The organism is Labrys sp. F242 (assembly GCF_057813875.1).
The window spans coordinates 17,569-44,340 of sequence record NZ_JBVASG010000009.1 but is presented as its reverse complement, the minus strand read 5'-3'; the positions used below and the strand labels follow the sequence as shown (position 1 = coordinate 44,340).

At 61.9% G+C, this 26,772-nt stretch carries 23 protein-coding genes; 16 read left to right on the top strand and 7 right to left on the bottom strand.

Annotated features, from left to right (window positions below; genetic code table 11):
• Positions 1-5 precede the first annotated feature (5 nt).
• From ACZYTC_RS32510 to ACZYTC_RS32440, 15 genes are all read left to right on the top strand, one after another.
• A complete protein-coding gene (locus tag ACZYTC_RS32510; protein WP_434960217.1) occupies positions 6-989 on the top strand; it encodes an ABC transporter permease in 984 nt (327 codons plus the stop codon).
• Entirely contained in the window at positions 986-1,885 is a 900-nt protein-coding gene (locus ACZYTC_RS32505; RefSeq protein ID WP_488991538.1) for an ABC transporter permease, read from the top strand. Before ACZYTC_RS32510 ends, ACZYTC_RS32505 begins: the two co-directional genes overlap by 4 nt.
• A complete protein-coding gene (locus tag ACZYTC_RS32500; RefSeq protein ID WP_488991537.1) occupies positions 1,882-2,778 on the top strand; it encodes an ABC transporter ATP-binding protein in 897 nt (298 codons plus the stop codon). The genes ACZYTC_RS32505 and ACZYTC_RS32500 overlap by 4 nt, the downstream gene beginning before the upstream one ends.
• Positions 2,778-3,587, top strand: a complete 810-nt coding sequence (locus ACZYTC_RS32495) for an ABC transporter ATP-binding protein (RefSeq protein ID WP_434960220.1) — start codon at positions 2,778-2,780, stop codon at positions 3,585-3,587. The genes ACZYTC_RS32500 and ACZYTC_RS32495 overlap by 1 nt, the downstream gene beginning before the upstream one ends.
• A gap of 68 nt (positions 3,588-3,655) precedes the next feature.
• Positions 3,656-4,996 (top strand): LLM class flavin-dependent oxidoreductase, encoded by a 1,341-nt coding sequence (locus ACZYTC_RS32490; RefSeq protein ID WP_488991536.1) that lies wholly within the window; start codon positions 3,656-3,658, stop codon positions 4,994-4,996.
• A gap of 78 nt (positions 4,997-5,074) precedes the next feature.
• Positions 5,075-6,448: an LLM class flavin-dependent oxidoreductase gene (locus ACZYTC_RS32485; protein WP_488991535.1), complete on the top strand. Its 1,374-nt coding sequence runs from the start codon at positions 5,075-5,077 to the stop codon at positions 6,446-6,448.
• A gap of 544 nt (positions 6,449-6,992) precedes the next feature.
• Entirely contained in the window at positions 6,993-8,246 is a 1,254-nt protein-coding gene (locus ACZYTC_RS32480; protein WP_488991534.1) for a sugar ABC transporter substrate-binding protein, read from the top strand.
• A 54-nt stretch (positions 8,247-8,300) separates the two neighbouring features.
• On the top strand, positions 8,301-9,950 hold the full coding sequence (locus ACZYTC_RS32475) for a sugar ABC transporter ATP-binding protein (protein ID WP_488991533.1): 1,650 nt from the start codon (positions 8,301-8,303) through the stop codon (positions 9,948-9,950).
• Positions 9,947-10,945 (top strand): ABC transporter permease, encoded by a 999-nt coding sequence (locus ACZYTC_RS32470; RefSeq protein WP_488991532.1) that lies wholly within the window; start codon positions 9,947-9,949, stop codon positions 10,943-10,945. The genes ACZYTC_RS32475 and ACZYTC_RS32470 overlap by 4 nt, the downstream gene beginning before the upstream one ends.
• Positions 10,946-10,952: 7 nt before the next feature.
• The gene (locus ACZYTC_RS32465) at positions 10,953-12,344 is read left to right on the top strand and encodes an LLM class flavin-dependent oxidoreductase (RefSeq protein WP_488991531.1); all 1,392 of its coding nucleotides are present in this window, start codon (positions 10,953-10,955) and stop codon (positions 12,342-12,344) included.
• Between the two features lie 8 nt (positions 12,345-12,352).
• Complete coding sequence (locus tag ACZYTC_RS32460) at positions 12,353-13,726, top strand: NtaA/DmoA family FMN-dependent monooxygenase (RefSeq protein WP_488991530.1); 1,374 nt, start codon at positions 12,353-12,355, stop codon at positions 13,724-13,726.
• 22 nt (positions 13,727-13,748) lie between these two features.
• Positions 13,749-14,318 (top strand): peroxidase-related enzyme, encoded by a 570-nt coding sequence (locus ACZYTC_RS32455; RefSeq protein WP_434960228.1) that lies wholly within the window; start codon positions 13,749-13,751, stop codon positions 14,316-14,318.
• A gap of 65 nt (positions 14,319-14,383) precedes the next feature.
• Positions 14,384-15,736: an LLM class flavin-dependent oxidoreductase gene (locus tag ACZYTC_RS32450; RefSeq protein WP_488991529.1), complete on the top strand. Its 1,353-nt coding sequence runs from the start codon at positions 14,384-14,386 to the stop codon at positions 15,734-15,736.
• 50 nt (positions 15,737-15,786) lie between these two features.
• Complete coding sequence (locus tag ACZYTC_RS32445) at positions 15,787-17,121, top strand: sugar ABC transporter substrate-binding protein (RefSeq protein WP_488991528.1); 1,335 nt, start codon at positions 15,787-15,789, stop codon at positions 17,119-17,121.
• Positions 17,114-18,532 carry an FAD/NAD(P)-binding protein gene (locus ACZYTC_RS32440; protein ID WP_488991527.1) on the top strand — a complete coding sequence of 473 codons (1,419 nt, stop codon included), beginning with the start codon at positions 17,114-17,116 and terminating at the stop codon, positions 18,530-18,532. Before ACZYTC_RS32445 ends, ACZYTC_RS32440 begins: the two co-directional genes overlap by 8 nt.
• 13 nt (positions 18,533-18,545) lie before the next feature.
• Here the strand turns inward: ACZYTC_RS32440 and ACZYTC_RS32435 are convergent, their stop codons facing one another.
• From ACZYTC_RS32435 to ACZYTC_RS32410, 6 genes are all read right to left on the bottom strand, one after another.
• The gene (locus ACZYTC_RS32435; RefSeq protein ID WP_434960234.1) at positions 18,546-18,758 is read right to left on the bottom strand and encodes a cold-shock protein; all 213 of its coding nucleotides are present in this window, start codon (positions 18,756-18,758) and stop codon (positions 18,546-18,548) included.
• A gap of 140 nt (positions 18,759-18,898) precedes the next feature.
• Positions 18,899-19,828, bottom strand: coding sequence for an ABC transporter substrate-binding protein (locus tag ACZYTC_RS32430; RefSeq protein WP_488991526.1), 930 nt, complete (start codon positions 19,826-19,828; stop codon positions 18,899-18,901).
• 94 nt (positions 19,829-19,922) lie between these two features.
• Entirely contained in the window at positions 19,923-21,455 is a 1,533-nt protein-coding gene (locus ACZYTC_RS32425; protein WP_434960235.1) for an ABC transporter permease, read from the bottom strand.
• The gene (locus ACZYTC_RS32420) at positions 21,452-22,321 is read right to left on the bottom strand and encodes a quaternary amine ABC transporter ATP-binding protein (protein ID WP_434960236.1); all 870 of its coding nucleotides are present in this window, start codon (positions 22,319-22,321) and stop codon (positions 21,452-21,454) included. Before ACZYTC_RS32420 ends, ACZYTC_RS32425 begins: the two co-directional genes overlap by 4 nt.
• A gap of 7 nt (positions 22,322-22,328) precedes the next feature.
• On the bottom strand, positions 22,329-23,291 hold the full coding sequence (locus tag ACZYTC_RS32415; protein WP_434960237.1) for an ABC transporter substrate-binding protein: 963 nt from the start codon (positions 23,289-23,291) through the stop codon (positions 22,329-22,331).
• 31 nt (positions 23,292-23,322) lie between these two features.
• Positions 23,323-24,678, bottom strand: coding sequence for an LLM class flavin-dependent oxidoreductase (locus ACZYTC_RS32410; RefSeq protein WP_434960238.1), 1,356 nt, complete (start codon positions 24,676-24,678; stop codon positions 23,323-23,325).
• A 321-nt stretch (positions 24,679-24,999) separates the two neighbouring features.
• Between ACZYTC_RS32410 and ACZYTC_RS32405 the strand changes: the two genes are divergently transcribed.
• A complete protein-coding gene (locus ACZYTC_RS32405) occupies positions 25,000-25,170 on the top strand; it encodes a hypothetical protein (RefSeq protein WP_488991525.1) in 171 nt (56 codons plus the stop codon).
• Positions 25,171-25,346: 176 nt separating this feature from the next.
• Here ACZYTC_RS32405 and ACZYTC_RS32400 read toward each other — a convergent pair whose 3' ends face one another.
• Positions 25,347-26,627 (bottom strand): alpha/beta hydrolase, encoded by a 1,281-nt coding sequence (locus tag ACZYTC_RS32400; protein WP_488991524.1) that lies wholly within the window; start codon positions 26,625-26,627, stop codon positions 25,347-25,349.
• Positions 26,628-26,772: the final 145 nt, after the last annotated feature.

The window sequence follows — 26,772 nt, the reverse complement described above, 5'->3', positions numbered from 1 at the left end:
GCGCGATGGCACGGCTGTTCCCGCGCATTAGCCCCCTAGGCCGACTGGTCGCGCGCAGGCTGGCATTTGCAGCGTTCTCGCTGCTGGTCGTGGCGACGATCGTTTTCTGGGCGATCGACCTTCTGCCGGGTGACGCGGCTCAGCGCATCCTGGGACGGGATGCGACGCCGGAGGCCCTGGATGCACTCAGAATGCGCCTGCAACTCAACGATCCGGCCTTGCTTCGCTATGTCAGGTGGCTGGCCGACCTCATCCAGGGGGACCTTGGGTCATCCTTGGCTGCGGACAGGCCTGTCTTGCCTTACGTTGCAGGCCATTTGGCAAATACACTGCTTTTGGCCAGCGCTGCGCTGGCCATCCATATTCCCCTCAGCATCGGTCTGGGGTTGGTTGCTGCCAGTTCGCGACGCGATGGTATCGCCGATACGCTGATCGCAGCCTTCGTCCTGCTTGGCATGTCGGTACCCGAATTCGTGATCGGGATTGGTCTGGTAACCTGGCTTTCCACTGCGTGGAATTGGTTTCCGCCGCTTGCACTGATCGACCAGGCTCATTCCATCGGGCAATTGGCGAGCGTGCTGGCCTTGCCGGTGCTGACGCTGAACTGCCTCATGACGGCCTATGTGGTGCGGCAGACGCGGTCGTCGATGATCGAGATCATGCAGTCCGATTTCGTTCGGGCAGCGATGCTGCGTGGTCTGCCAAGAAGCCGCGTGTTGTTGCGCCATGCACTCCCCAGCGCCGTCGGCCCGGCGGTCAATGCAATCGCCCTCAACGCGGGGTGGCTGATCGGCGGCATCGTCGTCGTTGAGGCCGTATTCAACTATCCAGGCCTGGGCAGGCTGCTGGTCGAGGCGATCGGCAATCGCGATGTCCCCATGGTGCAGGGCGCGGCAATGGCACTGTCCGCCGCCTATATCGTCATCAATCTCATCGCCGATGTCGTGACGGCTCTGTTCAATCCCAAACAGCGGACGGCATTGGCATGACGGAATTGTCGACCCCGGCAGGGCTTGGTCCAGGGCAGCTGCGGCGCAAGAAGGGATTGGTGCTCTCGCAAGCTGCCCGTCTTCCCTGGACGGGATATTGCGCGCTTGTCGTTCTTCTCGGCTACGTCCTGATCGCGTTTGCTGCCCCGGAGCTGGCGGCCCATTCGCCGACCGATGTCTTCATTGCAGGGCCGTTCGAACCGCCATCGGCCGAGCTCTGGCTTGGAACGGATGCGCTTGGACGCGATGTCGCCAGCCGGTTTCTCTATGGCGGCAGGACGGTGCTCGCAACAGCCGCCGGTGCCGCAGCTCTCGCCACCATTCTCGGGGGCCTCATCGGGATCCTGCTGGGACTGCGCGGCGGTATCGTCGACGAGATCGCGATGAGGGTGCTCGAAATCATCATGAGCATTCCCTCGATTGTATTTGCCCTCCTGATCGTCGGACTGGTTGGCTCCGACCGCTCGACGATCATTCTCACCGTCGGTCTGCTTTCGGTTCCGAATGTGGCCCGGGTCGTTCGTGCCGCGACCTCGGGCTTTGTTGCCGAGGACTTCATCGCCGCCGCAAGGGCAAGAGGTGAGAGGATGTTGTCCATCAGCATCCGGGAGTTGCTGCCCAATGTTCTCGGCACTCTGGTGGTCGAATTCTCGATACGGACCGGATTTGCAGTGCTGTTCATCGGCGGCCTGGGATTCCTCGGCTTTGGCGTTGCCCCACCGGAACCCGATTGGGGGCTGATGATCAATGAAGGGCGCTCTTCGCTGGAATCGGCGATCTGGCCCGTTCTGGCACCGGCGCTCGGCATAGCAATGCTCGTCACCAGCGTGAACCTCCTGACGGACGCACTTATGCGGGGCTTTGGCTCTCCTTCAACTCGAGGCGCAATCGCATGATCGTTCGCGGCGCTTCCTTGCTTCAGGTCAATTCGCTGCAGGCGGACTATCGGCGTGGCTCCAGCTGGCAGCGTGTCCTGCATGACGTCAATATCGAGATCCGGGCGGGCCAGACGATGGGCCTGGTCGGCGAGTCAGGCAGCGGCAAGTCGACCCTGGCGGCCCTCTTGCTTGGTGAACGTCGCGACGACCGGCGCATTGCGCGCGGCTTCATATCCTTTTGTGGGGTCGATCTCTTCTCCGCGCCTTCCATCGCGGTGAACCGGTTGCGCGGCGCTGAGATCGCCTACCTGCCTCAAAATTACGGCGCGTCGCTGACGCCGACTATGCGTATCGGCAGGATCTTTGCCGAAACCCTCGGATATCACGGGCCGAGATCGAGCTCGGCCGCCAGGCGAGAGACGATCCTGGGCCTGCTGCGCGACGTCGGCCTCGTGGATGTCGAAACGGCGTTGACACTCTATCCCCACCAATTCAGCGGCGGGCAGCAGCAGCGTATCGCCCTAGCCCTGGCGATCAGCTGCCAGCCCCGATTACTCGTGCTCGACGAACCGACGACGGGCCTGGATCCGATCATCCGGCGTTCGGTGGTGACGATGCTGCGGCGTCTCTGCCTTGAGCACGAGATGGCCATGCTCTTCGTCTCGCACGATCTGGCCACGGTCGCGGAGCTTTGCGAGGTGGTCGCCGTGATGCGTGCCGGACGGATCGTCGAGACCGGTACGGTGCGGCAAGTCTTCGCTACGCCCAGCCATCCCTACACGCGTTCGCTGCTCGAAGCCCTGCCCCGCCTTGACAGCGACTACACGCGGCGGTCGGCAGCAGTGGCTGCCCAGGGCCAGAAGTCGGCCGGAAGGGGTGTGGAGATGCACGATCGTGGCTGGGTGATCTGATGGCGGTGCCCATTCAATCCCTGCTGGGGCAGCCATCCTTGGTGACACTCGAGGGCGTTACTCACGTCTATGGCTCCAATCCGTCGGCACAACCAGCTCTCGACGGCGTGTCGTTTCGGATCGGAGCTGGCGAAACACTTGCGGTGATCGGAGAAAGCGGCAGCGGCAAATCGACTTTGGCCCGGATACTGGCGGGCCTCTTGCCTGCGACGCGAGGAACGATCCGATTGCGTGGCGAGAATCTTGCAGGAACGGTGGAACACAGGTCCCCCGATCTGTTGCGCAAGGTTCAGATCATCTTTCAAAATCCGGGTGGCTCGTTGAACCCGCGCCATCGTGTCTCCACCATCATAGGCCGCCCCCTTCGGCATTTCTTCGGTATGGGCGGCGCCGCGTTGGCGGACCGCGTCGAGACCCTCCTCGGCGAGGTTCGGCTGCCCGGCCACTATGGCGGGCGCTATCCTTCGGAGTTGAGCGGCGGCGAGCGCCAACGCGTGGCGATCGCCCGGGCCTTGGCCGCGGAGCCCGACCTTCTGATCTGCGATGAAGTCACATCGGCCCTGGACGTGTCGGTGCAAGCTGCCCTTTTGAGCTTGCTCAAGGACGTTCAAAAGCGCACCGGCGTTTCGATGCTTTTCATCACCCACGATCTGGCTCTGGCTCGCTGGTTTGCGGACCGGGCGGTCGTCCTGTTCCGCGGCACCCTCTGCGAGGATACGGCGATACCCGAGCTCTATGAGCGACCGCGTCACCCTTATACGGCCAACCTCATCGAAGCGGTGCCGAGTCTTGCTCGATCCCTTTCCTGACCTCACCCGGCCGACACCGACATCTCGTCTATGGCCGCCAGCCCCTGTTCTTTCCTGTCGAGTCTTCAATGACCTATTCCCGTCGCCTCAAGCTTGGTCTTTCCTTCTATCCGGCGGGTTATCATATCGCTGGCTGGCGTTTCCCCGGCGCTCAGCCGGATGGCGGCATCAATCTGCGGCATCACGTCGAAATGGCGCAATTGGCGGAAGCGGCCTGTTTCGATTTCTTCTTCCTGGCCGATACGAACGCCATATGGGACGAGAATTTGGAGGCCGTCGGGCAGACCACCTGGGGCGCTAAATTCGAGCCGCTCACCGTTCTGTCCGCGCTGGCGATGGTGACCAGCCGGATCGGCCTGGTGGGAACGGCGAGCACGACCTACAACGATCCGTTCAGTCTGGCCCGCCGGTTCGCCTCTCTCGACCATATCAGTGCGGGGCGGGCTGGGTGGAACCTCGTCACATCCGCCACGGCGGCCGAGGCGGCTAATTTTTCAAGGGATAGCCATCCCCATCATGGGGATCGCTACGTCCGGGCCCGGGAATTCGTCGAGGTGGTCACGGGCCTGTGGGATGGCTTCGACGACGCGGCCTATCAGTATGATCAGCGAAACGGCGTTTGCTTCGATCCGCGCAGGGTACGCAGGCTTGATCACCAGGGGCAGAACTTCCAGGTGCGTGGTCCACTCAATATTCCAAGGCCGGTACAGGGTCATCCGGTAATGGTGCAGGCCGGGCTTTCCGAGGCCGGCCGCGAGCTTGCGGCCGAAACCGGAGAGATCCTGTTTACCGCGCAATCGGAGCTAGCCGCGGCCAAGGCTTTCCATGACGACGTCAAAGCCAGGGTGGCCCGCCATCGTCGGTGCCCAGAGGAGCTCAGCATCATGCCGGGTGCCGTCACGATCGTGGCGGCAAGCCGGGCCGAGGCGGAGGACCAGATCGCGGCCCTCGATCGCCTGCTTCCGGCATCGGCCGGCCTGGCGTTTCTATCCGGTCTGATCGGGGAGACCGATTTGTCGGGTTTCTCGCTCGACGACCTCCTGCCGGCCCTGCCGCCGACCGAAGGGCCGAAGGGCCGCCAGCAGGTTGTGCTGGAGAAGGCGCGGCGCAAGGGGCAGACACTGCGCGAGGTTTATCGGTCCATCGCGCTGACCAGCGGCCATCGCCTCGTCTATGGCGCGCCGCTGGATGTTGCCGATCAGCTGGAAGAATGGTTCGCGGCAGGAGCATGCGATGGCTACAACATCGCGCCCGCCCATCTTCCCGGCGGCTTCGAGGCTTTTGCTCGCCTGGTCGTACCCGAATTGCAGCGTCGCGGGCTGGTCCAGCGCCAATATGCGCGCGAGACGCTGCGCGACAATCTGGGGTTGTCGCGCCCGCCCAGCGCCTATGCCAGGTCGGCGGCCTGACGCGCGTTTCACCGTCCCGCAATTTGTATCAAACGGAGAGGCCGGGGCCGTGGCGCAGCCGGCCGAAGAAAGATTTTGATGATGACCATCGCCGCAAGACCCAAAGAACTGCGTCTGAATGCCTTCTACATGAACTGCATCACGCACCAGTCACCTGGAATGTGGCGACATCCGCGCGACCAGACCCAGCGCTATACGGACCTCGACTACTGGGTCGAACTCGCACGTACCCTGGAGCGCGGCTGTTTCGATGCCCTGTTCCTCGCCGATGTCCTCGGGGTCTACGACATCTACGGCCGAAATGCGGACGCTGCCCTGCGTGGCGCGGTGCAGGTTCCCGTCAATGATCCGATGCTCCTGGTTCCCACGCTTGCCCACCAGACAAGGCATCTCGGCTTCGGGGTTACCAGCATCCTGTCCTATGACCAGCCCTATGCCTTCGCGCGGAGAATGTCGACGCTCGACCACCTCACCAAGGGACGCATCGGCTGGAACGTCGTGACCGGCTATCTCGACAGCGCGGCCCGGGCGAGCGGCCTCAGCAAGCAGCACGGACACGATCAACGCTATGCCGTTGCGGATGAATATATGGAGGTGGTCTACAAGTTGTGGGAAGGAAGCTGGCAGGACGATGCCGTTTTGCGTGATCGCGACAGCGGCATCTTCGCCGATCCCGGCCGCATCCATAAGATCGTGCATGAGGGGGAATATTATCGCCTGGAAGGTTATCACCTGAGCGAACCCTCGCCCCAGCGCACGCCCGTTCTCTTTCAGGCTGGATCATCCACGCGCGGACGTGCCTTTGCAGCTCGCCACGCCGAATGTGTCTTCATTGCCGGGAATTCGAAAACGGAGATCGCGCGGCTCGTTTCGGAAATACGGCAGGCTGCGGTCGGCCATGGACGGGACCCGCGCGACATCACGGTGTTTCTGAGCGCAATCGCAATCGCCGGCCGATCGCGCGCGGAAGCCCAATTCAAGCTCGACGACTACCGCGCCTATGGTGACATCGAGGGCGCTCTTGTCCTGCAATCGGGCTGGCAGGGGATCGACTTCGGCGCGGTGCCTCTCGACAACCCATTGTCTTCAGTGCGCGAGACGGTGACCCAGGCCCATGATCGGAGCGATCGAGCACCGGATCCGCGTTCGGTTCGCCAACTGGCGGAGGCAGCGACATTGGGCGGCGGGGCACCGCTCTTGCTCGGAACGGCCAGCGACATTGTCGATGAGATGCAATCCTGGCTGGAAGAAGCGGATATCGACGGCTTTAATCTGGTGAGTGCGGTCGCTCCCGAGACCTATGTGGATTTTGTCGATATCGTCGTGCCGGAGCTACAAAAACGCGGTATCTACAAGCGCGACTATCGCGCTGGCACGCTGCGTGAAAAATTGGGTGGTCGCCCACGTCTGCACGCCAGCCATCCTGCAGCACTTTTTCGTCATGGGAATTGATCTGCGATCTCGCGGCTGCGTCGTTCGTCGACGGCTATCGACCTGGGAAGAGGTCAAGGACGAGTATTTTGCCAGCCACTCGTGTTGCCTATGAAGAAGTGGGGTTTGAGCCCTATGGGCAAGCGATTGCGGTAAAATATAACCTCATGGTCATGCGCTGCAGGCAGGAGAGCCACGTCGCCGATGGCCGGTCAGGCTTTTTGCGCAGAAGGAAAACGCCCTGAGATAGGCCTGAAGGCGATCCGCGAAGCTGAAATCGCGTTGCAGCAATCCTGGCTCCCAGTCGCCGGAGCTAGGAAGACAACGCATCTTAATACCGCATGTCAGCCATACCCTTTTTGCATATTTACTTTATATAATATATATAAATAGTAGACTAATGGAGCTTTGCAAGGACCGGGATGCTGTCGGTTTGGCGAGCAACCAGGAACATCCCAGAAAATTTCAGGAGGCGAAGATGGTGGATCGATTTATTTCGAAATTTCCGGATTTCTCGCAAAAGACGCTTATCGATCGCCATTTGGACCGCCTTGACGCGAAGGGAGTGAGTCGGCGTGACTTCCTCGCCCTTGCCTCTGCAGGCGCTGCAGCAGCTGCCACCGCTGCCGCCATGGGATTGCCCTCGGTTGCCGTGGCCTCGCCCAATGGCAAGCTGGCCTTCCTGACGGCTTTCTATCGCAATGAGTACAACATCATTCTCGACAAGGCTTTTGCCGATGCCACCAAGGAGCTGGGTTTCGGCGGCTATACGGCTCTGGACGGCAATTTTGACAGCCAGCTTCAGCTGAACCAGTTCGAGCAGCAAGAAGCCGCCGGCATCCAGTCCGCCATCTTCAACCTTGCCGACGGCAGCCCCCTGCGTCGCATTACGAAGGGCGCACAAGAAAACAAGGTTTATGTCGGCAATGTCTGGGACACCTTGTCCTGGTTCACGCCCTTTGAGGCCGGCGACTATTACACGCTTTATGCCGTTCCTGAGGAATTCGTGGCACATCGCGCCGTCACCGAGGAATTGCTCAAGGCCGTCACCGAAAAGTTCGGTGGCGGTGACATCATCGGTGTCACCGGTTCACCGGGCAACTGGACTGACGTCGCGCGCAGCCGCGGCCGCGACGCTGCATTCAAGGCTTATCCCAAGACTCGCCTCGTCGACCAATTGCCCGGCAAATGGAATCGCGAGGATGCGCTCAAGGCCACCGAGGATCTGCTTAGCCGTCATAAGAACGTCGTCGGTGTGGTGGCCCAGAATGATGACGTGGCCCAGGGCGTGATCGCGGCGTTGAACGCAGCCGGACTGCGCCCGGGAGAGGACGTTCTGGTCGTCGGTGCCGACGGCACCAGCGGCGGCGTGAAATCAATCGAACGCGGCACGCAGCTGGCAACGAGTGCCAACAGCCCGGCCTATGCCGCGGCTCTGTTCGCAGGCCGCATCTATGACGTGACCCATGGCTGGCAGCCCCGTGCCTCGGAACGGCTGCTGAACTGGCGTTCGCTCATCGCCACCAAGAACAATATTGGCACCTATCTCAAGCGCTTCGTCGACAATGACGGCGTCAAGCCCTTCGATTATCGCAAGATTTCCAAGGTGCTGCATCCCGATGATTGGGATCCGCAGGCAGAAGTGCACCCCCTCGATATCGACAAGCACTGGGAAGGCATCGCCAAGCCGGAGGGGTGGACCTATCCGCAGGCCTATCAGGATGCGCGCTCGTCCGGCGAATTCGAGAAAGTCCGAGCGGAATACGCCGATCACTACAAGATCAAGTTCGACGGCGCTTCGCCCAATGCGAAGGCTTAGCGGCGGCAGTCCGTCCGTATTCCCTCCGCTGTCCCCCGCATTTGCGAGGCCCCGATGACCACATTCAGTGAGGTGCGCCGGCATCCGGCGGCTCCGGCCGTCCTGCCCGATGCACAGCCTCTCCTCTTCGAGGCGAAAGGCCTGGCCAAATCCTATGGACGGGCCGTCGTTCTGAACGATGTCAGCTTCGAGGTCCCTTCCAACAGAGTGGTGACCTTCGTGGGTGAAAATGGGGCCGGCAAATCGACCCTGTTCAACATCCTCAGCGGCCTGGTGAAGCCGGACCAGGGGGCGATGCGCCTCGCCGGGCGTTCCTTCGGGGTACGCAGCTATGGCGAGGCCGTTGCAAAAGGGGTGTCGCGCGTCTTCCAGGAACAATCCCTCGTGGCCAACATCCCGGTCTACGAAAATCTCCTCCTGGGATATGAGCGCCGCTTCACGCGAGCGGGACAGTTGATCGACAAGCGGGCGATGATCGCCGCTGCAGAGCGCATCGTCGAGGAAGCCGGCATTGACGTCGATGTGCGCCGCCGGACCAGCGACTACGACTTTTCCAAGCGCCAGTCGATCGAGATCGCCCGTGCCTGCCTCGCCACGACGCATCTGGCCGGGATCACCACCCCCTTCATCCTGTTGGACGAACCGACTTCGGCTCTCGACCGGCGAGACGAGGAGGCGTTCTTTCGGCTGGTGGCCCGCATCAAGCAACGGGGTTCCCTGCTTTTCGTCTCTCACCGCCTGACCGAAGTGCTGGAAATTTCCGACATCATCTATGTCCTGAAGGATGGGGAACTCGTTGCTCGCCTCGATCCGCGCCGGACCGACGAACAGCAGCTCCATGCCCTCATGGTCGGGCGCGAACGGGCGGCGGACTATTATCATGAGCGCCGCCAACGCCGGATCGAGGGGTCGGATTACGTGATCCAGGCCGACCGCCTGACCGACCCAGGACAGTTCGAGGAAGTTTCCCTGACGGTCCGGCCCGGTGAAGTGGTGGGCATCGGAGGCCTGCTCGATTCAGGCAAGAGTGCGGTGGGCAAGGCAATCGCTGGGGTGATCCCGGCAGCCTCGGGCACTGTTTCTCTTCGGGGAGGCAAGGCGGTCCCGCCGCGCATCAGCCACTTCGTGCGCAAGGGATTGGGCTATGTTCCTGCCGAACGGCTGGCCGAGGGAATGATTGCACCCTTCAGCGTGGCCTGGAACATCTCGCTCGCTAGCGGCGCAGACCTTTTCTCCAACCGGTTCGGCATCTGGCGCCGACATAAGGAGATCGAGGTCGCGCAGAATTATGCCCAGCAATTGTCGATCAAGTCGGCCACGCCGAATTTGAGCAGCGCCAGGCTCTCCGGCGGAAACCAACAGAAGGTCGTCCTGGCCCGCTGGCTCGCCCGCAATCCCAACATTCTCGTACTCGACAATCCTACGCGCGGCGTCGATGCGGGCGCCAAGGAAGAGATCTATCGCCTGATCCGCGACCTGACGGCTGCCGGTGTCGGCATTCTGCTGATCACCGATGAGCTTCTCGAACTGATCGGGCTCTCCAACCGCCTGCTCATCATGCAACGCGGGCGGATCGTCACCGAAATCGATGCCCCCGTCGACGCCAAACCCAGTGAGCGGGAGGTGGTGGCCTGGATGCTGCCCCAGAGCAGCGACAAGGCCGACCCTCCCAAGCCGCTCGCGAACCTCGAGATCGTACCATGACGACAGTTCCGCTCCACTCTTCACCGCGCCGTCGCCCGCGCTGGTCCTTCGACCTCAAGTCGGTCGACACCAGCCTGTGGTTTCCCGTCGGCGTCGTCGTCTTTCTGTTCGCCTTCTTTTCGGTGGCGACCGATTCTTTCGCAACGCTGCGAAATTTTACGGCCGTGAGCGGCCAGGCCGGCACCCTGCTCATTGCCTGCCTGGGCGGCACTTTCGTGGTGCTCATGGGTAGTATCGATCTTTCGGTGGGAGCGGTCGTGCTGCTTGCGGGTGCAGTCGGGGTGACTCTCCTGAACACGACGCCGCTGGGCTTTGCCGTGCTGCCGGCGGTCGCCCTGATCGGCGGGCTCCTGGGCCTTGTGAACGGCGTCATCTACACGGTGGGACGGATTCCTTCCTTCATTGCCACCCTCGGTACGCTCTCCGTCTTCAGTGGCATCGCCTTGACCATTCTCGACGGACGCGCGATTCAGTTTGACCTTGCCGGCTTCGAGCAGATCGCCATCGGACAGCTCATTCCCCGGCTGCCTAATATTGCGCTCTGCGCACTCGCGGCCTGGCTGGTGGCCGTGTTCATCGGTGCGCGTACGCGCTTCGGCCGCTACATGTACCTGATCGGGGGAGGCGAGACCGTAGCCCGCACCGCCGGCATCCCGGTCGAGCGCTACAAGATCTATGCTTTCGTGCTTTCGGGCGTGCTCGCCGCGATCGGTGCCGTTCTGTCCGTCGCCAGGCTGGGAGCGGCGGGTCCCTCGCTCGGATCCGACCTCCTGCTCAACAGCCTCGCCGCGATCGTCGTTGGCGGCACATCGCTGTCGGGCGGCGTGGGAGGGGCGCACCGCACGCTCATCGGCGTCCTTATCATCGCCATTCTCGACAATGGCCTGAACCTGATGGGGGTCTCTCAATATTCGCAGATGGTGGTGAAGGGCCTCGTAGTGATCGCGGCCGTTCTGGTCAGCCGCGATCGTTCCCGTACAGGCGTGGTCAAATAGGTGAATCATGAAAAAGCGATTGATCTTCAACGGCTTTTCCATGAATGCCGTCTCCCACGTCTATCACGGGCTCTGGCGCCATCCGTTGACAGCACAGACCCGTTTCAACGAGCTGGAGACCTGGGTTGAGCTGGCGAAACTCCTGGAGAAGGGCAAGTTCGATGCGCTCTTCGTCGCCGACATTCTGGGCGTGGACGCGGTCTACAAGGGATCGTGGGACACCTATGTCAGGGAAGCAGTGCAGATCCCGATCAACGATTCCGGGGTGCTTGCCGGCGCCCTGATCCAGTCGACCGAACATCTTGGCCTGACGCTCACCAGCTCCATCCTCCAGGAGCATCCCTTCAATTTCGCGCGCAAGCTCTCGACCCTCGATCATCTCAGCAAGGGGCGGGTCGGCTGGAACATCGTCACCAGCGTCAGCCACAATGCGGCGCAGAATTTCGGCTTCGACCGCATCGTTCCCCATGACGAACGCTATCGCTGGGCGGAAGAATATGTCGATGTCGTCTACAAGCTCTGGGAGGGGTCCTGGGACGAGGACGCGGTCGTGAACGACAGGGCCGGCAATCTCTATGCCGACCCGGCCAAGATCCATCGCATCCACCACTACGGCAAGCGCTACAAGGTTCTTGGGCCCCATCTGAGCCAGCCCTCTCGCCAGCGCACTCCCGTGCTGTTTCAGGCGGGCTCCTCGCGGGCTGGCCGTGCCTTTGCCGCGCGCCACGCCGAAGGCACTTTCATTGCCGCCGTCAATCCGCACGGCGCGCGCCGCCAGATCGAGGAAACCCGGGCGCTGGTGCAGGCGTCGGGTCGCGATGCCGGCGATCTTCTGTTTATCCAGGGCATGTCCTTCGTGGTCGGGGGCAGCGAGGAGGAGGCGCAGCGCAAGGCCCAGGACCTGGCGCAAGATATCAGCGTGGACGGTCTGCTGGCCCATATCAGCCGCGATCTTGGTATCGATCTCGGCCTGCTCGATCCCGACCGGCCGGTTGACGAACTCGAAATCGAGGGCGTGCAAGGCATCATCCGGGCCTTCGAGGAGGGTAATCCCGGCAAACGGGCGACGGTGGCCGATCTCGGCCGCGCCTACGCGCTGAGCAGCCAGGTGATCGGCACGCCCGAGACCATCGCCGACCAGCTGTCCGAGTGGCAGGAAGTCGGGATCGACGGCATCAACCTAATCTATCACACCACGCCGGGGTCCTTCGTCGACTTCATCGAAAACGTCACGCCCGTCCTGCAGAAACGCGGGCTGGCGCAGACCGAATATGCCGAGGGCAGTTTCCGCGAGCGTTTGTTTGCCGAAGGCACGGCACGCCTGCCCAATCGCCATCCGGCCAGCCGCTATCGGGGCGCTTTCACCGGCACGTCCGAACGCAACCAGCCTGCGGCCTAGGGGGAAAGATGCGCAAGCGGCTCATCTTCAACGCCTTTTCGATGAACGCTGTTTCCCATGTCTATCACGGGCTGTGGCGGCATTCAGCAACGCGTCAGACCGAGCTCAACCAGCTTTCCACCTGGGTGGACTTGGCACACACGCTCGAACGGGGCCGCTTTGATGCCCTGTTCCTTGCCGATGTCATCGGCGTCGACAAGGGTCACAATGGAAGCTGGGACATCTATCTCAAAGAGGGGATCCACTTTCCGGCCAACGATCCGTCGGTGCTGGCGGCCGCACTGATCGGCGCGACCAACCAACTCGGATTGATGTTCACCAGTTCGATCCTGCAGGCGCATCCTTTCGATTTTGCACGCCGTGTGTCGACCCTCGACCATCTCAGCGGTGGGCGTATCGGCTGGAACATCGTCACCTCCACCAGCCGCAACGCCGCGGCCAATTTCGGTTTCACCGAGCCTGTGCCGCATGACGAACGGTATCGCTGGGCGGATGAGTATGTCGAAATTGCCTACAAGCTGTGGGAGGGGTCGTGGGACGATAATGCCGTGCTGCTCGATCGGGACGGGCGGGTCTACGCCGATCCGCACCGCATTCGCCCTATCGATCATGCGGGATCGCGCTATCGCGTCGCCGGGCCTCATCTGACCACGCCCTCCCCGCAGCGCACACCCGTGCTGATCCAGGCCGGTTCCTCCCACGCAGGCCGGGCTTTTGCGGCGCGAAACGCCGAAGCAACCTTCCTCGTCTGCCTGACGCCTGAGGCCGCAAGGACCGCGATCGGGGATATCCGGACCGAACTCGTCCGGGCAGGTCGGCGTCCCGAGGATCTTCTGTTTTTCCAGGGCCTGTCCTTCGTGGTGGGGAGTACGGAAGAAGAGGCCTGGCGCAAGTCCCGTGCGATCGACGAATATGTAAGTACCGATGGCCTTGCCGCACATGTCGGGCGCGATCTTGGCATTGATTTCGGTCTGCTCGATCCGAACAAGCCTGTGGCGGACTATCAGATCGAAGGATTGCAGGGTTTCACCCAGTTCTTCGAAGAAGCCAATCCGGGCAGGAAGGCGCGGCTGATCGATCTGGTGACGGCCATGTCCTACAATGGTCGCATCGTTGGCACGCCCGAGCAGATCGCCGATCACCTCGAGGCCTGGCGGGACGCCGGCATAGATGGCGTCAATGTCGCCTATCAGACCACGCCCGGTTCCTTCGTCGAATTCATCGAGCATGTGATGCCCGAACTGCGCCAGCGCGGGCTTGCCCAGCGCGAATACGCATCCGGCACCTTGCGCGAGCGCCTTTTCCCGGGGCGTCCCGCACTCCTAACCGGAAGTCACCCGGCGACGAGATTCCGCCAGCGGCACAGCCAGGCCGCCGAATAGCCTGCTTCAGAGGAGAAAGATCATGACCGCCTTGTTGCAACAGACTTTCGAGCATCCGATTTCCCGCTTGCCCATCCCCGAGACCGGGGATTTGCCTGAGAACGTCCGAAAGGTCGTCGATGCGCACCATCAGGAAAACTGGGTGCGCGCTCTCTCGGTCAATGGCGAGACGGTGGGCCGCTTTGCCGGCTATTTCGAAAGCTTGTTTTCGCCGCGCGGCCACTTGCCGCTGCAAGAGCGCGAACTTATTGCCGTGATCGTCTCGGCTGCCAATGGTTGCGGCCTATGCACCATCCATCATACCCGCGCGCTCGGCGATGTGCTGGACGATCATGCACGTGCCCAGCGTATCGCCCTGGACGACCATCTCGTGTCGCTCTCCAAACGGGAGAGGGCGCTGGCCGATCTCGCCCGCAAGATCACCCTGACACCCAAATCGGTCGGGCAGGAGGATTTCGGCCGGTTGCGGGAAGCGGGCCTTTCCGATGCCGAGATTCTCGAGGCGGTCGAAACGAGTTCCTGGTTCAACCACACCAACCGGATCTTCATTTCGCTGGGCGTGGTGCCCGATGAGAAGTTCTTCCCGGCCTGACGAGGCTGGCCAGCCGCGCATGTGGAAGCAGGTGCGCGATTTCCCCATGATCGAGTAGAGGATCCATGTCGAAAAAGATGCATCTGGCCGGCTTCCTGATGGCTTCCCCGGTAACGCACAGCCACGCCATGTGGCGTCATCCTAGGGGCGCCCTGAACTTCCTGCAGCCGGACTTCTACGCAGCGATCGCTCGTGCCGCCGAAAGAGGCTTCTTCGACTTCGTCTTCTTTGCCGACGTGCTGGCTGTGCCAGGGCGCTATGGCGACGATTTCAGGCAGGCGCTTGCGGCGGGCGCTCAGACCGCGGCGGCGCTCGACCCGTCCTATGTGGCGCTGTCCATGGCGTCGGCCACTCGTCATCTCGGGCTGGGTGTCACACGCTCGACCACCTACTACGCACCCTATGACATTGCGCGGGCCTTCGGTACACTGGATCACCTGACCGGCGGACGCATCGCCTGGAACGTGGTAACGTCCAATGCCGATGCCGAAGCCCAGAATTTCGGCTTCCGCCAGCATCTCGAACATGAGAGCCGCTACGAGCGCGCCGACGAATTCCTGGAGGCGACTTTCGGCCTGTGGGCAAGCTGGGAGCCCGATGCTCTCATTCTCGACAAGCAGGGGCTGTTTGCAGATCCTTCCAAGGTTCATCGCACCGCACACCGCGGGCACTGGTTCGATACCGCCGGCCCGCTCACCGTGCCGTCCTCGCCCCAGAAACGTCCGGCAATCATGCAGGCTGGTTCCTCCAGCCGCGGCAAGGAATTTGCGGCGCGCTGGGCCGAGATCATCTTCGAGATTGACCCGACGCCGGAAGGACGCAAGGCCTATTATGCCGATGTCAAGGCCCGCCTGGCCCGTTATGGCCGTCAGCCAGATGATGTGAAGATCTTTCCCTCCTTCATCCCCTTCGTGGGTGAAACGGAGACGATCGCGCGGGAAAAGCAGGCCTTCCACAACGAGCTCGCCGATCCGGTAGCAGGCTTGATCACGCTGTCGGCCCATTTCGATCACGACTTCTCGCGCTATTCGCAGGACGAGCCGATCCGCAACGTCGCGGTGGGTGGCAATCACGGCTTGTTTGACGTTGCCCAGCGCGTCACCGCCAAAGACAATCTCACCCTTCGTGACCTTGGCAAGCTCTATGCCCAGGGTGTGCTGCTCCCGCAGATCGCAGGCACACCCAGCCAGATCGCCGACCAACTCGAAGCGAGCATCCATAACGAGGAGGCGGACGGTTTCATTGTTTCGGCCGCCTACTTGCCCGGTTCCTTCGAGGAGTTTTCGGATTTCGTCGTGCCCGAGCTGCAAAGGCGCGGCCTTGTGCGCACGCGTTACGAGGGCACGACGCTGCGCGATCATCTCGGCCTTGCGCCGGCAACCCTCTTGCCGCCGAGCCGGCTCCAGGCCGCCGAATAGGACCGGCCCTTGCACCGCCAACATCTGCCCCATCGCAACAGGAGGCCTTCGTGCCCTTCAAGAAGAATGCTTTTGCCTTTGGCGATCTGACTGACAAGCGCCTTGTCGGCCGACATCTCGATCGCCTGGACACCCATGGCGTATCGCGTCGTGATTTCCTCGCGCTGGCCTCTGCTGGCGTTGCGGCTGGCGCGGCTGCGGGCCTGCTCGGCAGTCCATCCGTCGCGGTCGCCGCTCCGTCGGGCAAGCTGGCCTATCTCGCCTGGACCAGCCGCGTTGAGTTCATGGTGCAGGCGAGTAGGGCCACCCAGGCTGCTGCCCAGGCTTTCGGCCTGGGCTATAGCTATCTCGATGGGCAGGTCGATAGCCAGCGTCAGCTGAACCAGGCTGAAGAGCAGTTCAACATGGGCGCAAACGCCGTCATCCTCCATGCGCCCGATGGCAGCGCCGTCAAGCGCATTGCCCAGCTTGCCGAGCAGAACAAGGCCTATTTTTCCAATGTCTGGGCAACGCTGCCATGGTTCACGCCGTTCGACGCCAGCGAATATTATGCGCTTTATGCAGTGCCGGAGGAGTTTTCGGCCCACCGTGCCGTCACCGAGGTGCTGCTGAAGACGGTGACCGAGAGGCTCGGAGGCGGCAAAATACTCGGAGTTACCGGCGTGCCTGGTTTCTCGACGGACTCGGTTCGCAGCCGCGGGCGTGACGAAGCCTTCAAAGCCTTCCCCAAGACGCAGCTCGTCGATCAACTGCCCGGCCTGTTCAACCGCGAGGACTCGCTCAAGGCGACCCAGGCCTTGCTCGCGCGTCATAGCGACATCGTCGGGGTAGTGGCCCAGAACGACGATGTGGCCCAGGGCGTGATCGCGGCGTTGCGCAATGCCGGGCTGCGTGCCGGCGAAGATGTGCTGGTGGTTGGCGCCGACGGTACAGCCGAAGGGGCTCGCGCCATCAAGAGCGGTGTACAGCTTGCCACGAGCGCCAATTGCCCTGCCTTCCAGGCAGGCTTCTTCACTGCCTATCTCTATGACGTGCTGAATGGCTGGAAACCTCGTGCGTCGGAGCGCATGCTCAACTGGCATTCGGTGACGACCACACGAGAGAATGTCGACGTCTACATTAAACGCTATGTCGACAATGGCGATGTCCTGCCTTTCGACTATCGAAAGATGTCAAAGATCGCTCATCCCACCGATTGGGATCCACAAGGCGAAATCACGCCGCTCGACATTGACGTGGAGTGGGCCGGGTTGCCCAAGCCGGAGGGATGGGCCTATCCCAAGCCTTATCTCGAAGCGAAGAACAACGGTGAGTGGGAAATTGTGAAGGCCGAGTACAAGGCGCATTACAAGATTCCCTTCTTCGGTCCTTCGCCCAATGCCTGACGCATCTGGGCAGCCATTCTCGGAAGGGCCGATCGTCATCGTCGGTGGCGGCGTCAGCGGGGCTCTACTTGCTGCCCGCTTGCTCGGAATTCCAGGCAAGCGACAGGTCGTCGTGATCGACGACGCAGGCCCACCGGGGCGGGGCCTTGCCTATTCGACCGCAGGGCGCATCCATCTGGTGAACGCCAATGCAGGCCGGATGAGTGCCGATCCCGACGATGCCGAGCATTTCACAAACTGGCTTGCCCGCTTCGTTCGAAGAGGAGGGTGGCCCGAGGCGCCGGATATTCCTGTATCCGATATGTTTGCGCCTCGATCGATCTATGGGCTCTATATACAGGAACTGCTTGCCGACGCGGTGACCACCAATGCGCGCCATGGCAGACGCTTTCAATGGCTATCTTTGCGCGTTGTCGATGTGAGAGATGCGGAAGGTAGCCTCGAAGTGCACTTTCACGAGGGGGCTCCCTTGTCAGCCTCGGTCGTGGTCCTGGCCACGGGGAACTATTCCAGGCTTAGCGTTCGTGAATCAGCCAACCAGCGGCGGGGCATGCTCGATCCGTGGCGTCCTGCACTCGAAGCGACCGGCGGGGCCGATGCTCGCATTGCCATCGTCGGTGCAGGTTTGACGATGGTGGATGCTGTCGTCTCGCTCCAGCATGCGGGGCATCGAGGCTCCATCGACGTGATCTCCCGACGTGGGCTGAAACCTCACCCCCGCCGTCTTCCCCCCGAGTGGCCCGATTTCCTGGCTGAGGAGGTAGGTGGGATTTCCTTGGGAGCCCTGACACGGAAAGTACGACGGGAGTGCCGGGCAGCCTTGAGGCTGGGAATAGACTGGCAGGCCCCTCTCGATATGGTGCGTGCTCATATCGCCCGGTTCTGGCATGCGGCCAGCGACCTGCAGCGCCGCCGCTTCGTCCGCCTTGTCCGGCCTTTTTGGGAGAGCCATCATCATCGTTCGCCGCCGCAGGCCGCTCTCCTCCTCGACCGGCTCGTCGCGGAGGGACGATTGCGTCACATCGCAGCTGACGTCCAGGCGGTCGACACCAGCCAGCGAAAGCCGCGGTTGACAATGCGGTTGCGAGGAAGCACTGGCGTGGAGAATGGCACCTACGACGCCGTCATCGTTTCGAGCGGTGTCGAATATGACTGGCGCCGCGTCGATCAGCCTCTTCCCCGAAATCTTCTGCAGCGCGGATGGGTGCGCCCCGGTCCGCTGGGGCTGGGAATCGATGTGACGACGCAATTCCGCGTTATCGATCGTCACGGAGAAGCTTTTCGAAAGCTCCTTGCAATCGGCCCCCCGCTGCGCGGTCTATGGTGGGAAAGCACGGCCGTCGTCGATATCGCCCGCCAGGCCAGCGAATTGGCGGGTTTGCTTGTCGAATACGAGGCAGCGAGTTCATGACGACCTATTGCCTTCAGTCTTGAAGCTGCAGCCGGCCGGCTTTTATCCTTCCGGTTTTACGGTCCGATACCGGCTCATAGCTTATTTTCTGTCCCTCCCGGAGGATATCGATGCCGGCCGCCTCGACCTCCCTGATATGGAGAAAAATATCGCCTGCGCCGTCATCTGGCCGAATGAAGCCATATCCCTTTTCAGCGCTGTACCATTTGACGGTACCCGTGGGCATTCCATTTCCTTTCATCATTCCACCAGAATCGCCGCAATCGATCTGTTGGTTATTTCTTTCGGGAGCTAGCTCGCAAGGCGCGGCTAGGAAGGCGAAGAACACCAAACCCCCAGGAGGGGTAGTCTAGACACTGTCTGCAGTCATAATTTGGGGAGCCCCGGAGGATTGGTCTCCGACTTGCTCAAGGCCTCGCGGGAAAGCTGCCAGCGCTGAAGAATCCGGGCATAGGAACCGTTGGCGATCAGTGCATTGGTGGCAATCGTCAAGGCATTGGCCAAGCCACTGTCTTTGCGGGTGGTGATCGCCACATCGGAACGGTCGGGCCAGCCGGCACTAAGGGTCCCAACGCTTTTGATGTCGTTGTCGCGAGCCGCGATGAAGACAAGCTGCGCATGCGGTTGGACGATGACGTCGGCACGCCCGGATCGCAAAGCCAGCAGGCTGGCCGCATCATCGTCGTAATATTGCAGTTCTACAGGCTTCAAGCCCGCCGCAACATTCAGCTCGTTCCACTTGAGCAGAATGCGCTCCTGATTGGTCCCGGCGCCGACGATGATCCTCAGGCCGGCGACGTCCCTCGGCTCCCTGATGGCGCCGATGGCGCTGTCCTTGTTGACCGAAAAGCCGTGCAAGCCCTGGCGATAGGTCGAAAAATCGAATTTCTCCTTGCGCTGCTCCGTCACGCCGACATTGGAGATCACCGCGTCATATTTGCCGGAGGCCAGGCCGAGCGGCCAGTCGGCCCAGGCGACGGGAACAAGATCGAGCGTCAGGCCCAAACTGTCGGCAATCGCCAGCGCATAGTCGGGATCGGCGCCCACGACGGTTCTTGCATCCGTCGCATAAGCGGCGAGCGGCGGACTGCCCGGGCTGATGGCCACCGTGAACGTACCGGGCGTGACGAATCTGAAGCCCTTGGGAATGGCGGCGATGGCTTGATCGACCTTTTCGACTCGAATCCGGCCCGGCTGTTCCGGGCTGAGATCGAAATCTGCGGAATGGGCCGCAGATACGGCGATGTCCGCCAGTGCGGCTGCTGCGATGAACAGGGTTCGAACAGATTGATGCATTGTCACCTCTGCGAAAATTTCCTGCCGGGCGAAGGGTGGGAAGCCGCCGGATCGCTCCAAGGAGTCTGGTCGGCAAACCGGCGGCCTTCGGGAGCTAGCGCGGCCCGTCGCTGGCCCTCCCTTGCACGATACGGTCAAGCACGATCGCGCAGGCCAGGATCGCCACGCCGGCCAGGATGCCCTCTCCCTGTGCTGCATATTGCAGCGATGTCAGCACGTCCTCGCCAAGGCCCTTGGCCCCGATCAGCGAGGCGATGACGACCATGGAGAGGCACATGAGGATGGTCTGGTTGATGCCGATCATGATGGAGGGAAGGGCCAGCGGCAGATCGACCTTCCAGGTCAGGAAGGCACGCGTTGCCCCGAATGCCAGCGCCGCTTCGCGCACGGTTTTCGGAACGCCCTGGATGCCCAGCGTTGTAAGGCGAACGACGGGGGGTGTGCCAAAGATCACGGTGGCGATGATGCCGGACGGCTTGCCGATGCCGAAAAGGGCAATGACGGGGATTAGATAGACGAATGCCGGCATTGTCTGCATGAAATCGAGAATTGGGCGGACGATCCTTGCTACTCGGGCGTTGTAGCCACACCACACGCCGAGGGGGAGGCCGACCAGCACGGATACGAAGGCGGCGGTGCCGAGCAGCGCCACCGTCTCCATGGCCTTCGCCCAGTAGCCGAGCAGGCCGAGATAGGCGAGGGCCACCAAGGTGAGCACGAATACGCGTATCCCCGCCAATTGATAGGCCAGTGCAAGGATCACCACCATCACCACTGGCCAAGGGGTGCGCACGAGGCAGGTTTCCAGGAGATCGAGGGTGGCATTGATCGAACGCGTGATGCCGAGCGCCAGCGGCGCGATGGCCGCGCTGAGCCCGGCGATCGAAGCGTCGAGCCATGCGGCGGTCCCCTCGTGCCAGGACGGGATAGTCGGCACGCTGACGAGGCCTGATGGAATCCGGGCCGCGGTGAAGGCATAGAGAGTCACGGGAACGATGAGCAGGATCAGCACGACGGCCGCGGCCGCGCCTGGCAGGCTGAGGCCGGCCGGCGCAGCCGGTATGCGTCGCCACCGGCGAAAACGCCGCTCCAGCAGGCTCGAGCCGAGAAGGCCAAGTACGCTGCGAATGGCAATGATCAGGCCGATGCCGAGTGCCAGCAGGATCGGGCCTTTGCCGCTGGCCTGAGCGAGGCTGGATTGCGCCTGCTCGGCTGCCTTGGCCAGGGAGGCTGCCGATTGCTGCAGCGACTGAGCCAGAGGATCACCGTTGGTCACGGCGTGGCGTGCTTCCTCGAGCCGATTGGCGGCGAGTTCACCAAGGCGCTTTGCGCGTGCGGCCGCTTCGCTGCCAGCCCCTCCCGCCAGCCCCTGGGCGAACAGGATCCAGCCCAGCAGTTCGGCCAGGAGGAAGGGCCAGAAGCTCCCCCACAATCTGCGGGCGCCGAGCCAGATCGGGCCGAATATCGCAGCCGCCCAGTTCCAAGTCAGCCGGAGCCGGCCGCTGCTGCCGAGACGGGCGAAGGCGCGCTCGTAATAGGCCGCATTGCGCTCGGTGAAAGCTTTTATCGCCTGCCTGCGCTGGGTATCGGCGGTCGAAGGCAAGTCGTTGGTGATCCGATTGTTCATGGCGCGGCGCTCACATCGGCAACTTCGCGGATGCCGTTCGCTACCGGCGTCGGAGCGAGCGGCTCGGCAATATGGGCGACGAAATCCCTGACATAGTCATCGGCCGGCTCATGCAGGATTTCGAAAGGCGTGCCGATCTGGATGACGCCGCCGTCCCGCATGATCGCGATGCGATCGCCGATCCGTATGGCCTCCTGAAGGTCATGCGTGATGAACACGGTGGTCTTGCCGATATCGCGCGACAGTCTGAGGAACTCGTCCTGCAACTGGCGCCGGATGAGGGGATCAAGGGCACTGAACGGCTCGTCCATGAGCAGAATGCCGGGATCGGCAGCGATGGCCCGGGCAAGGCCGACGCGTTGCTGCATGCCGCCGGACAGGTCCTGTACCGAGCGGTCGCCCCAGCCGGCGAGGCCGACCTTTGCAAGCGCTTCCTCGGCCCGATCCTCCCGCGCATAGCGCGCCACATGCTGGATCTCCAGCGGCATCGCGACATTGTCCCGTACCGAGCGATGGGGCAGCAGCGCATTGGCCTGGAACACCATCCCGATGGTACGGGCGCGCAGTTGCCGCAGGTCCGTGGCCGACAGCCTGCCCACATTGACGCCATCGATCAGGACATCGCCATCGGTCGGCTCGATGAGCCGGTTGATCAGGCGCACCAGCGTCGACTTGCCGCTTCCCGACAGGCCCATGACGCAGAAGATCTCGCCACGCTCGATGCGGAAAGTCGCATCGGCCACCCCGATCACCGCATCGAAGCGCTGGCGAAGTTCATCCTTCGTCGCGCTGCCCTCGCGGGCGGCCGCGAGGACTTGCTCTGGCCGCGCGGCGAAGATCTTCCAGAGGTTCCTGAGTTCGATCATCTGCGCTTCAAGGCGCCTGCCACTTGGCCACGAGATCGGGGTGGGCCTTCACCCATGCGCGGGCGGCCTCGTCGGGCGTCTTCTTCTTGACGGCGATCTCGAAGGCGAGCTGGCTCACCGTCTGGGTGTCAAATTGAACGCGTTCGAGCAGCTTGGCGACCTCGGGGGCGCGGTCGGCGACCGATTTGCTGTAGGCAATATGGATCTCGGCATCTTTATAGGCCGACTTGACCGCGGACTTCTCGAACCAGGCGGGATCATCCTTCGGGTTCACAAAGGTGAAGGTCTTGTCGTCATGGGCAGGCTCCTGCAGATGGACCAGCTCGTAGCGCGCAAAATTCTGGTGCGGGCCGTAGCAATAACCGATCCAGCCCTTTCCATCCTTGGAGGCCTTGTCGAGGGAAGCAGTCGCTACGGCTTCGTCGGTCGTCTCCAGGTCGAAGAAGTCGGCAAAGCCGTAGTCCCGAGCCCGGACCTTTTCTATCTGGGTCGACAGCCAGCCGGAGGCCCCAAGCCAGATCTGGCCCTTGCCATCGCCCTTGGCATCGAAGAGCTTGGCCTTGTCCGGATCGGCAAGATCATAGACCGATTTGACACCCTGCTCAGCAGCGCTCTTTGTCACGCAATAGCCCTGCGTGCCGGCATAGAAGAGAGGCGAGAGCTTGGCCGCGCCGGCCTTGGTGACATATTGCTCGACGGGGGCGGCCTGGTTCGGCAGCCATACGTCCGTCCAGACGTCGATGTCGCCGGTGTTGCGGGCGAGGGCCTCCCAGATCACCGGAACGGAGGCGGCATTGACGATCTTGACGTCCGTGCCCAGCCTGTCCTCCAGCACGGCCTTCACGACAAAAGCCGTTGCCTGTGCGGTCGCATAGCCAGGGTCGGCGATGGTGATGGTGGCGGCCTGTGCCCCGGCTCCGGCGACAAGGATTGCCGATAGTGCGAGGCTGGCAACGTTGAAACTATGCATGGTCGATCTTCCGTTGGTAGGATGGGATTGCCTAGGCCGAATGCCTGAGCGTTTCGGGGCTATGGCGGGAGAGGGGGCGTGCCAGACCCAGATGCTCGCGCAGGGTGGCGCCGGCATAGTCTTCACGCACGCGTCCGCGGCGCCGCAGTTCCGGCACGACCTCGTTGACGAAAGCCGAGAGGCCCTGCGGGAAGGTCGGCGGCAAGACGGCAAACCCGTCTGCAGCTCCCTCGCGCACCCACTCTTCCATCTGGTCGGCAATGGATTGGGCGGTCCCCACGATCTGCCAATGACCTCGGGCGCCGGCGACACGCTTGATCAACTGCCGGATCGTGAGGTTTTCGCGGGTGGCCAGCGCGACCAGCAGGCCCTGGCGGCTTTTGATCGAATTGGACTCGGCCAGAGGCGGCAAGGGGCTATCGAGATCGGCGCCGGAAAGATCGACGTCGCCCAGATAGGTTTCCAGCAGCGACAGGCCGACCTGGGGAGAGATACGGGATTGGAGCTCTTCGAAGACGTCCCGGGCCTCGGCGTCGGTGCTGCCGATCACCGGGAAGATCCCCGGCAGCACCAGGACGTCATCAGCGTTGCGGCCGAAGGCACGGGCCTGCGCCTTGATTTCCGCTCGAAAAAGCTTGGCCTTGGCAAGGTCGGGCTGGGCCGTAAAGACGATTTCGCCAGCCCGTGCAGCCAGCCGAATGCCGGGATCGGACGAACCGGCCTGAACGATCACGGGCCGCCGTTGGGCCGATGGCGGTACATTGAGGGGGCCACGGGACCGAAAATAGTTGCCATCGTGATCGAGCCTATGGAGGCGTGCGGGATCGAACACCAAGCCGCTGTCACGATCGCGCAGGAATGCACCTTCTTCCCAGCTGTCCCACAGGCCGAGCAGGACGTCGAGGAACTCTTCGGCACGTTCATAGCGGGCGGCATGATCGAACGACAGGCTCGATGAGAAGTTGAGAGCCTCGGCCGGCAAGGACGAAGTGACGAGATTCCAGCCGGCGCGCCCAGCTGAGATCAAATCCAGCGAGGCGATCTGGCGGGCAAGAAAATAGGGTTCTGTAAAGCTCGTCGAAGCCGTCGCGATCAGGCCGATCCGGCTTGTTGCGGCTGCAAGCGCGGCTGTGAGTGTCAGAGCTTCGAAGCCGTGTGACCACTCATCGACCCTTGCCAGAGCATCCGGAGCAGCATCGGGGATGCCAAGGCGATCGGAGACGAAGACGAAGTCGAGCTTGGCGGCTTCCGCCTGCCGGGCGCTGCGGATGTAATGGCCTGGATCGACCGCGGCATCGGCCGGGGTGCGTGGATCTGCCCACGCCGCGACATGGTGGCCCGAAGGATAGAGCACGATGCCCAGCGGAATTGGCTGCAGGGAACTCATAAATACATTCATTCTATGTTGTATGGCGCTAACCACAGTACTAAATGATTAAATAAAGTCCATAGATTTTATATAATGATTGGTTGGCGGTCCGCAGCAAGTCAGGAAATCCGGCCCATTACCCCACATGGCAGCTGAGGCGTTCGTGCCATACCTGCCGGGCGTCCAATGGCTCAGTCAGGGTGGGGATCCTGCCGTCAGCGGGTTTTCGCCACCATTTTTTTGCAGAGTGACACTCTCCTCCTGCGCCAGACGGATCATCGAGGCCGTTTAACGCGGCGAGTGGCCACACTTCCGAGGGCGAGGGCTGCAAGCGAAATCATGATCATGATGACCGAAACCGTCGAGATGGTCGGATTTACCTCATTGGTGGCACCATCCCACATCATCTTCGGCAATGTCGTGGCATGGGAGCCTGAGACAAAGATGGCGATCACCACTTCATCGAAAGAAGCGATGAAGGCGAGGGTGGCGCCGGCCAGGATGCTGTAGCGCACCCAACTGGAAAGGACGCTGAAAACGACGGAAGTCTATGATGCTCCGTTGCCCTGGACAGGCGATATCCAATTGCCGCTTACGCTGTTCCGGGCGGAAGTTCGGGAAGAGTGGATCGACATACCGCAGGCATTGCAGGCGCCAGCCTGTCTCTATCTAAAGCCAGGAGCTGCTCAGTAGGCAATTTGGCCACCCGTGATCTTAGGCTTTGTCCCTGTCGATTCTGGGCTCAACACATTGGGCGTCTCGTGATCGATTATGGCGACCGGAAGCGAAATGGCCGCCCGGGTTGCTGAGCCGGCAAAATTGGCGAATCCTTCTATTCGATTGGCCAAGCCTGTTTGATTGGGCCGCAGCGACTGGCCGGCAACCTGGCGACCCAGCAAGCCCACGATTTCGGGGCTGTCGGCGAAAGCATTGTGACCGAGCGCGTCCTTGGACTCGAGACCGTTGGTGTTGATCACCGTGATACCCAGACGCTTGAGAATATCGGCATAGGGCGTTGGATCCGCTCCGCCGACGCGATTGATACCGCCCGAAAGCCAGCGAGACATCGCAAGAGCCTTATCTGCGGTTGACACGATTATCGTGAAACGGGGGAGCTTCGGTCCCATTTCGATCATCTGCCGACGAAACACGTCGACGTCGATATCCGGAGACGCAAGAATGACATCGTTGACCTTTCCGGGAACACTGCCTTGGCGCATGGTTACGCCGCGTAGAGCCTCCATGGCCAGCCAGGTTCCCATGGAATGAGCGACGATCGTGATCTCACCGACATCCGGGCTCTTTGCCGCCTGAATGATCAGGTCTTCCAGGGCACGTCGTGAGTAATTGGCGCTCTCCTTGTCATAGAGGTAGTCGAAAACGCTCCCGCGAGAGGGCCAGGTGAAGAGAATCGGTGCCGCAGTGATACCCGCATCGTGCTTGAGCTGGGCGAAGCGAAACACGGCATCGGCGTAGGTGTTGTTGAAGCCGTGGATGAAGATGACCGCCTGCCTCTTCGAATTGCGGTTTCCACGAAACCATTCAAGGACTTCTCGCTCGGAGGCCGCTTTCCGAATACCGAGGACGGCAAATTCCCGTTCGGGATTTGCCTTGAGATGTCTCGGCCATTGGATCTCTCCGATCCTGCGGTTGCGATCCGGCGGGATCGAGACTTCAATGCTGTCGAAGGAAATCGCTTGCCCGCGTTCGCCCGAATAAAGTTGGCCTGGATCCTGGACGGCCTGGCGCGTTGTGACGACGAGCATGTTGATCTGGCTAGTACCTGGCGCTTTCGTCGGCACGGGCCGAAGCACTTCTTCCGGCCTTGTCGCGCAGGCGGTCGAGAGCAGAAGAGGGATCAAGAGCAACAGCACTCGTGCCGGGCGCAGATCGCGAATGGCCGCCTTGCCGCAGTCGTGCCTTGCGAAAATCCGTCGAGAACCGACGGCAACAAAGAGGTCGATCATCTCGATCTGCGCCCATGACCTTGAGGAGAAGGCGCCGGGATCTGGAGCAAAGCACTTCAGCCCCGGCGACGTAAGGTTTTGCTAGAGCGTTTTACCTTCGAGTCGAATCACCAGGAATCGCAAAATGCTTATGTTCCCAGTGTGT

Coding starts and splice junctions, on each gene's coding strand:
- ACZYTC_RS32510 (WP_434960217.1), top strand. CDS start 6: ATGGCACGGCTGTTCCCGCGCATTAGCCCCCTAGGCCGACTGGTCGCG.
- ACZYTC_RS32505 (WP_488991538.1), top strand. CDS start 986: ATGACGGAATTGTCGACCCCGGCAGGGCTTGGTCCAGGGCAGCTGCGG.
- ACZYTC_RS32500 (WP_488991537.1), top strand. CDS start 1,882: ATGATCGTTCGCGGCGCTTCCTTGCTTCAGGTCAATTCGCTGCAGGCG.
- ACZYTC_RS32495 (WP_434960220.1), top strand. CDS start 2,778: ATGGCGGTGCCCATTCAATCCCTGCTGGGGCAGCCATCCTTGGTGACA.
- ACZYTC_RS32490 (WP_488991536.1), top strand. CDS start 3,656: ATGACCTATTCCCGTCGCCTCAAGCTTGGTCTTTCCTTCTATCCGGCG.
- ACZYTC_RS32485 (WP_488991535.1), top strand. CDS start 5,075: ATGATGACCATCGCCGCAAGACCCAAAGAACTGCGTCTGAATGCCTTC.
- ACZYTC_RS32475 (WP_488991533.1), top strand. CDS start 8,301: ATGACCACATTCAGTGAGGTGCGCCGGCATCCGGCGGCTCCGGCCGTC.
- ACZYTC_RS32470 (WP_488991532.1), top strand. CDS start 9,947: ATGACGACAGTTCCGCTCCACTCTTCACCGCGCCGTCGCCCGCGCTGG.
- ACZYTC_RS32465 (WP_488991531.1), top strand. CDS start 10,953: ATGAAAAAGCGATTGATCTTCAACGGCTTTTCCATGAATGCCGTCTCC.
- ACZYTC_RS32460 (WP_488991530.1), top strand. CDS start 12,353: ATGCGCAAGCGGCTCATCTTCAACGCCTTTTCGATGAACGCTGTTTCC.
- ACZYTC_RS32455 (WP_434960228.1), top strand. CDS start 13,749: ATGACCGCCTTGTTGCAACAGACTTTCGAGCATCCGATTTCCCGCTTG.
- ACZYTC_RS32450 (WP_488991529.1), top strand. CDS start 14,384: ATGTCGAAAAAGATGCATCTGGCCGGCTTCCTGATGGCTTCCCCGGTA.
- ACZYTC_RS32440 (WP_488991527.1), top strand. CDS start 17,114: ATGCCTGACGCATCTGGGCAGCCATTCTCGGAAGGGCCGATCGTCATC.
- ACZYTC_RS32435 (WP_434960234.1), bottom strand. CDS start 18,758: ATGCCCACGGGTACCGTCAAATGGTACAGCGCTGAAAAGGGATATGGC.
- ACZYTC_RS32430 (WP_488991526.1), bottom strand. CDS start 19,828: ATGCATCAATCTGTTCGAACCCTGTTCATCGCAGCAGCCGCACTGGCG.
- ACZYTC_RS32425 (WP_434960235.1), bottom strand. CDS start 21,455: ATGAACAATCGGATCACCAACGACTTGCCTTCGACCGCCGATACCCAG.
- ACZYTC_RS32420 (WP_434960236.1), bottom strand. CDS start 22,321: ATGATCGAACTCAGGAACCTCTGGAAGATCTTCGCCGCGCGGCCAGAG.
- ACZYTC_RS32415 (WP_434960237.1), bottom strand. CDS start 23,291: ATGCATAGTTTCAACGTTGCCAGCCTCGCACTATCGGCAATCCTTGTC.
- ACZYTC_RS32410 (WP_434960238.1), bottom strand. CDS start 24,678: ATGAGTTCCCTGCAGCCAATTCCGCTGGGCATCGTGCTCTATCCTTCG.
- ACZYTC_RS32405 (WP_488991525.1), top strand. CDS start 25,000: ATGATCATGATGACCGAAACCGTCGAGATGGTCGGATTTACCTCATTG.
- ACZYTC_RS32400 (WP_488991524.1), bottom strand. CDS start 26,627: ATGATCGACCTCTTTGTTGCCGTCGGTTCTCGACGGATTTTCGCAAGG.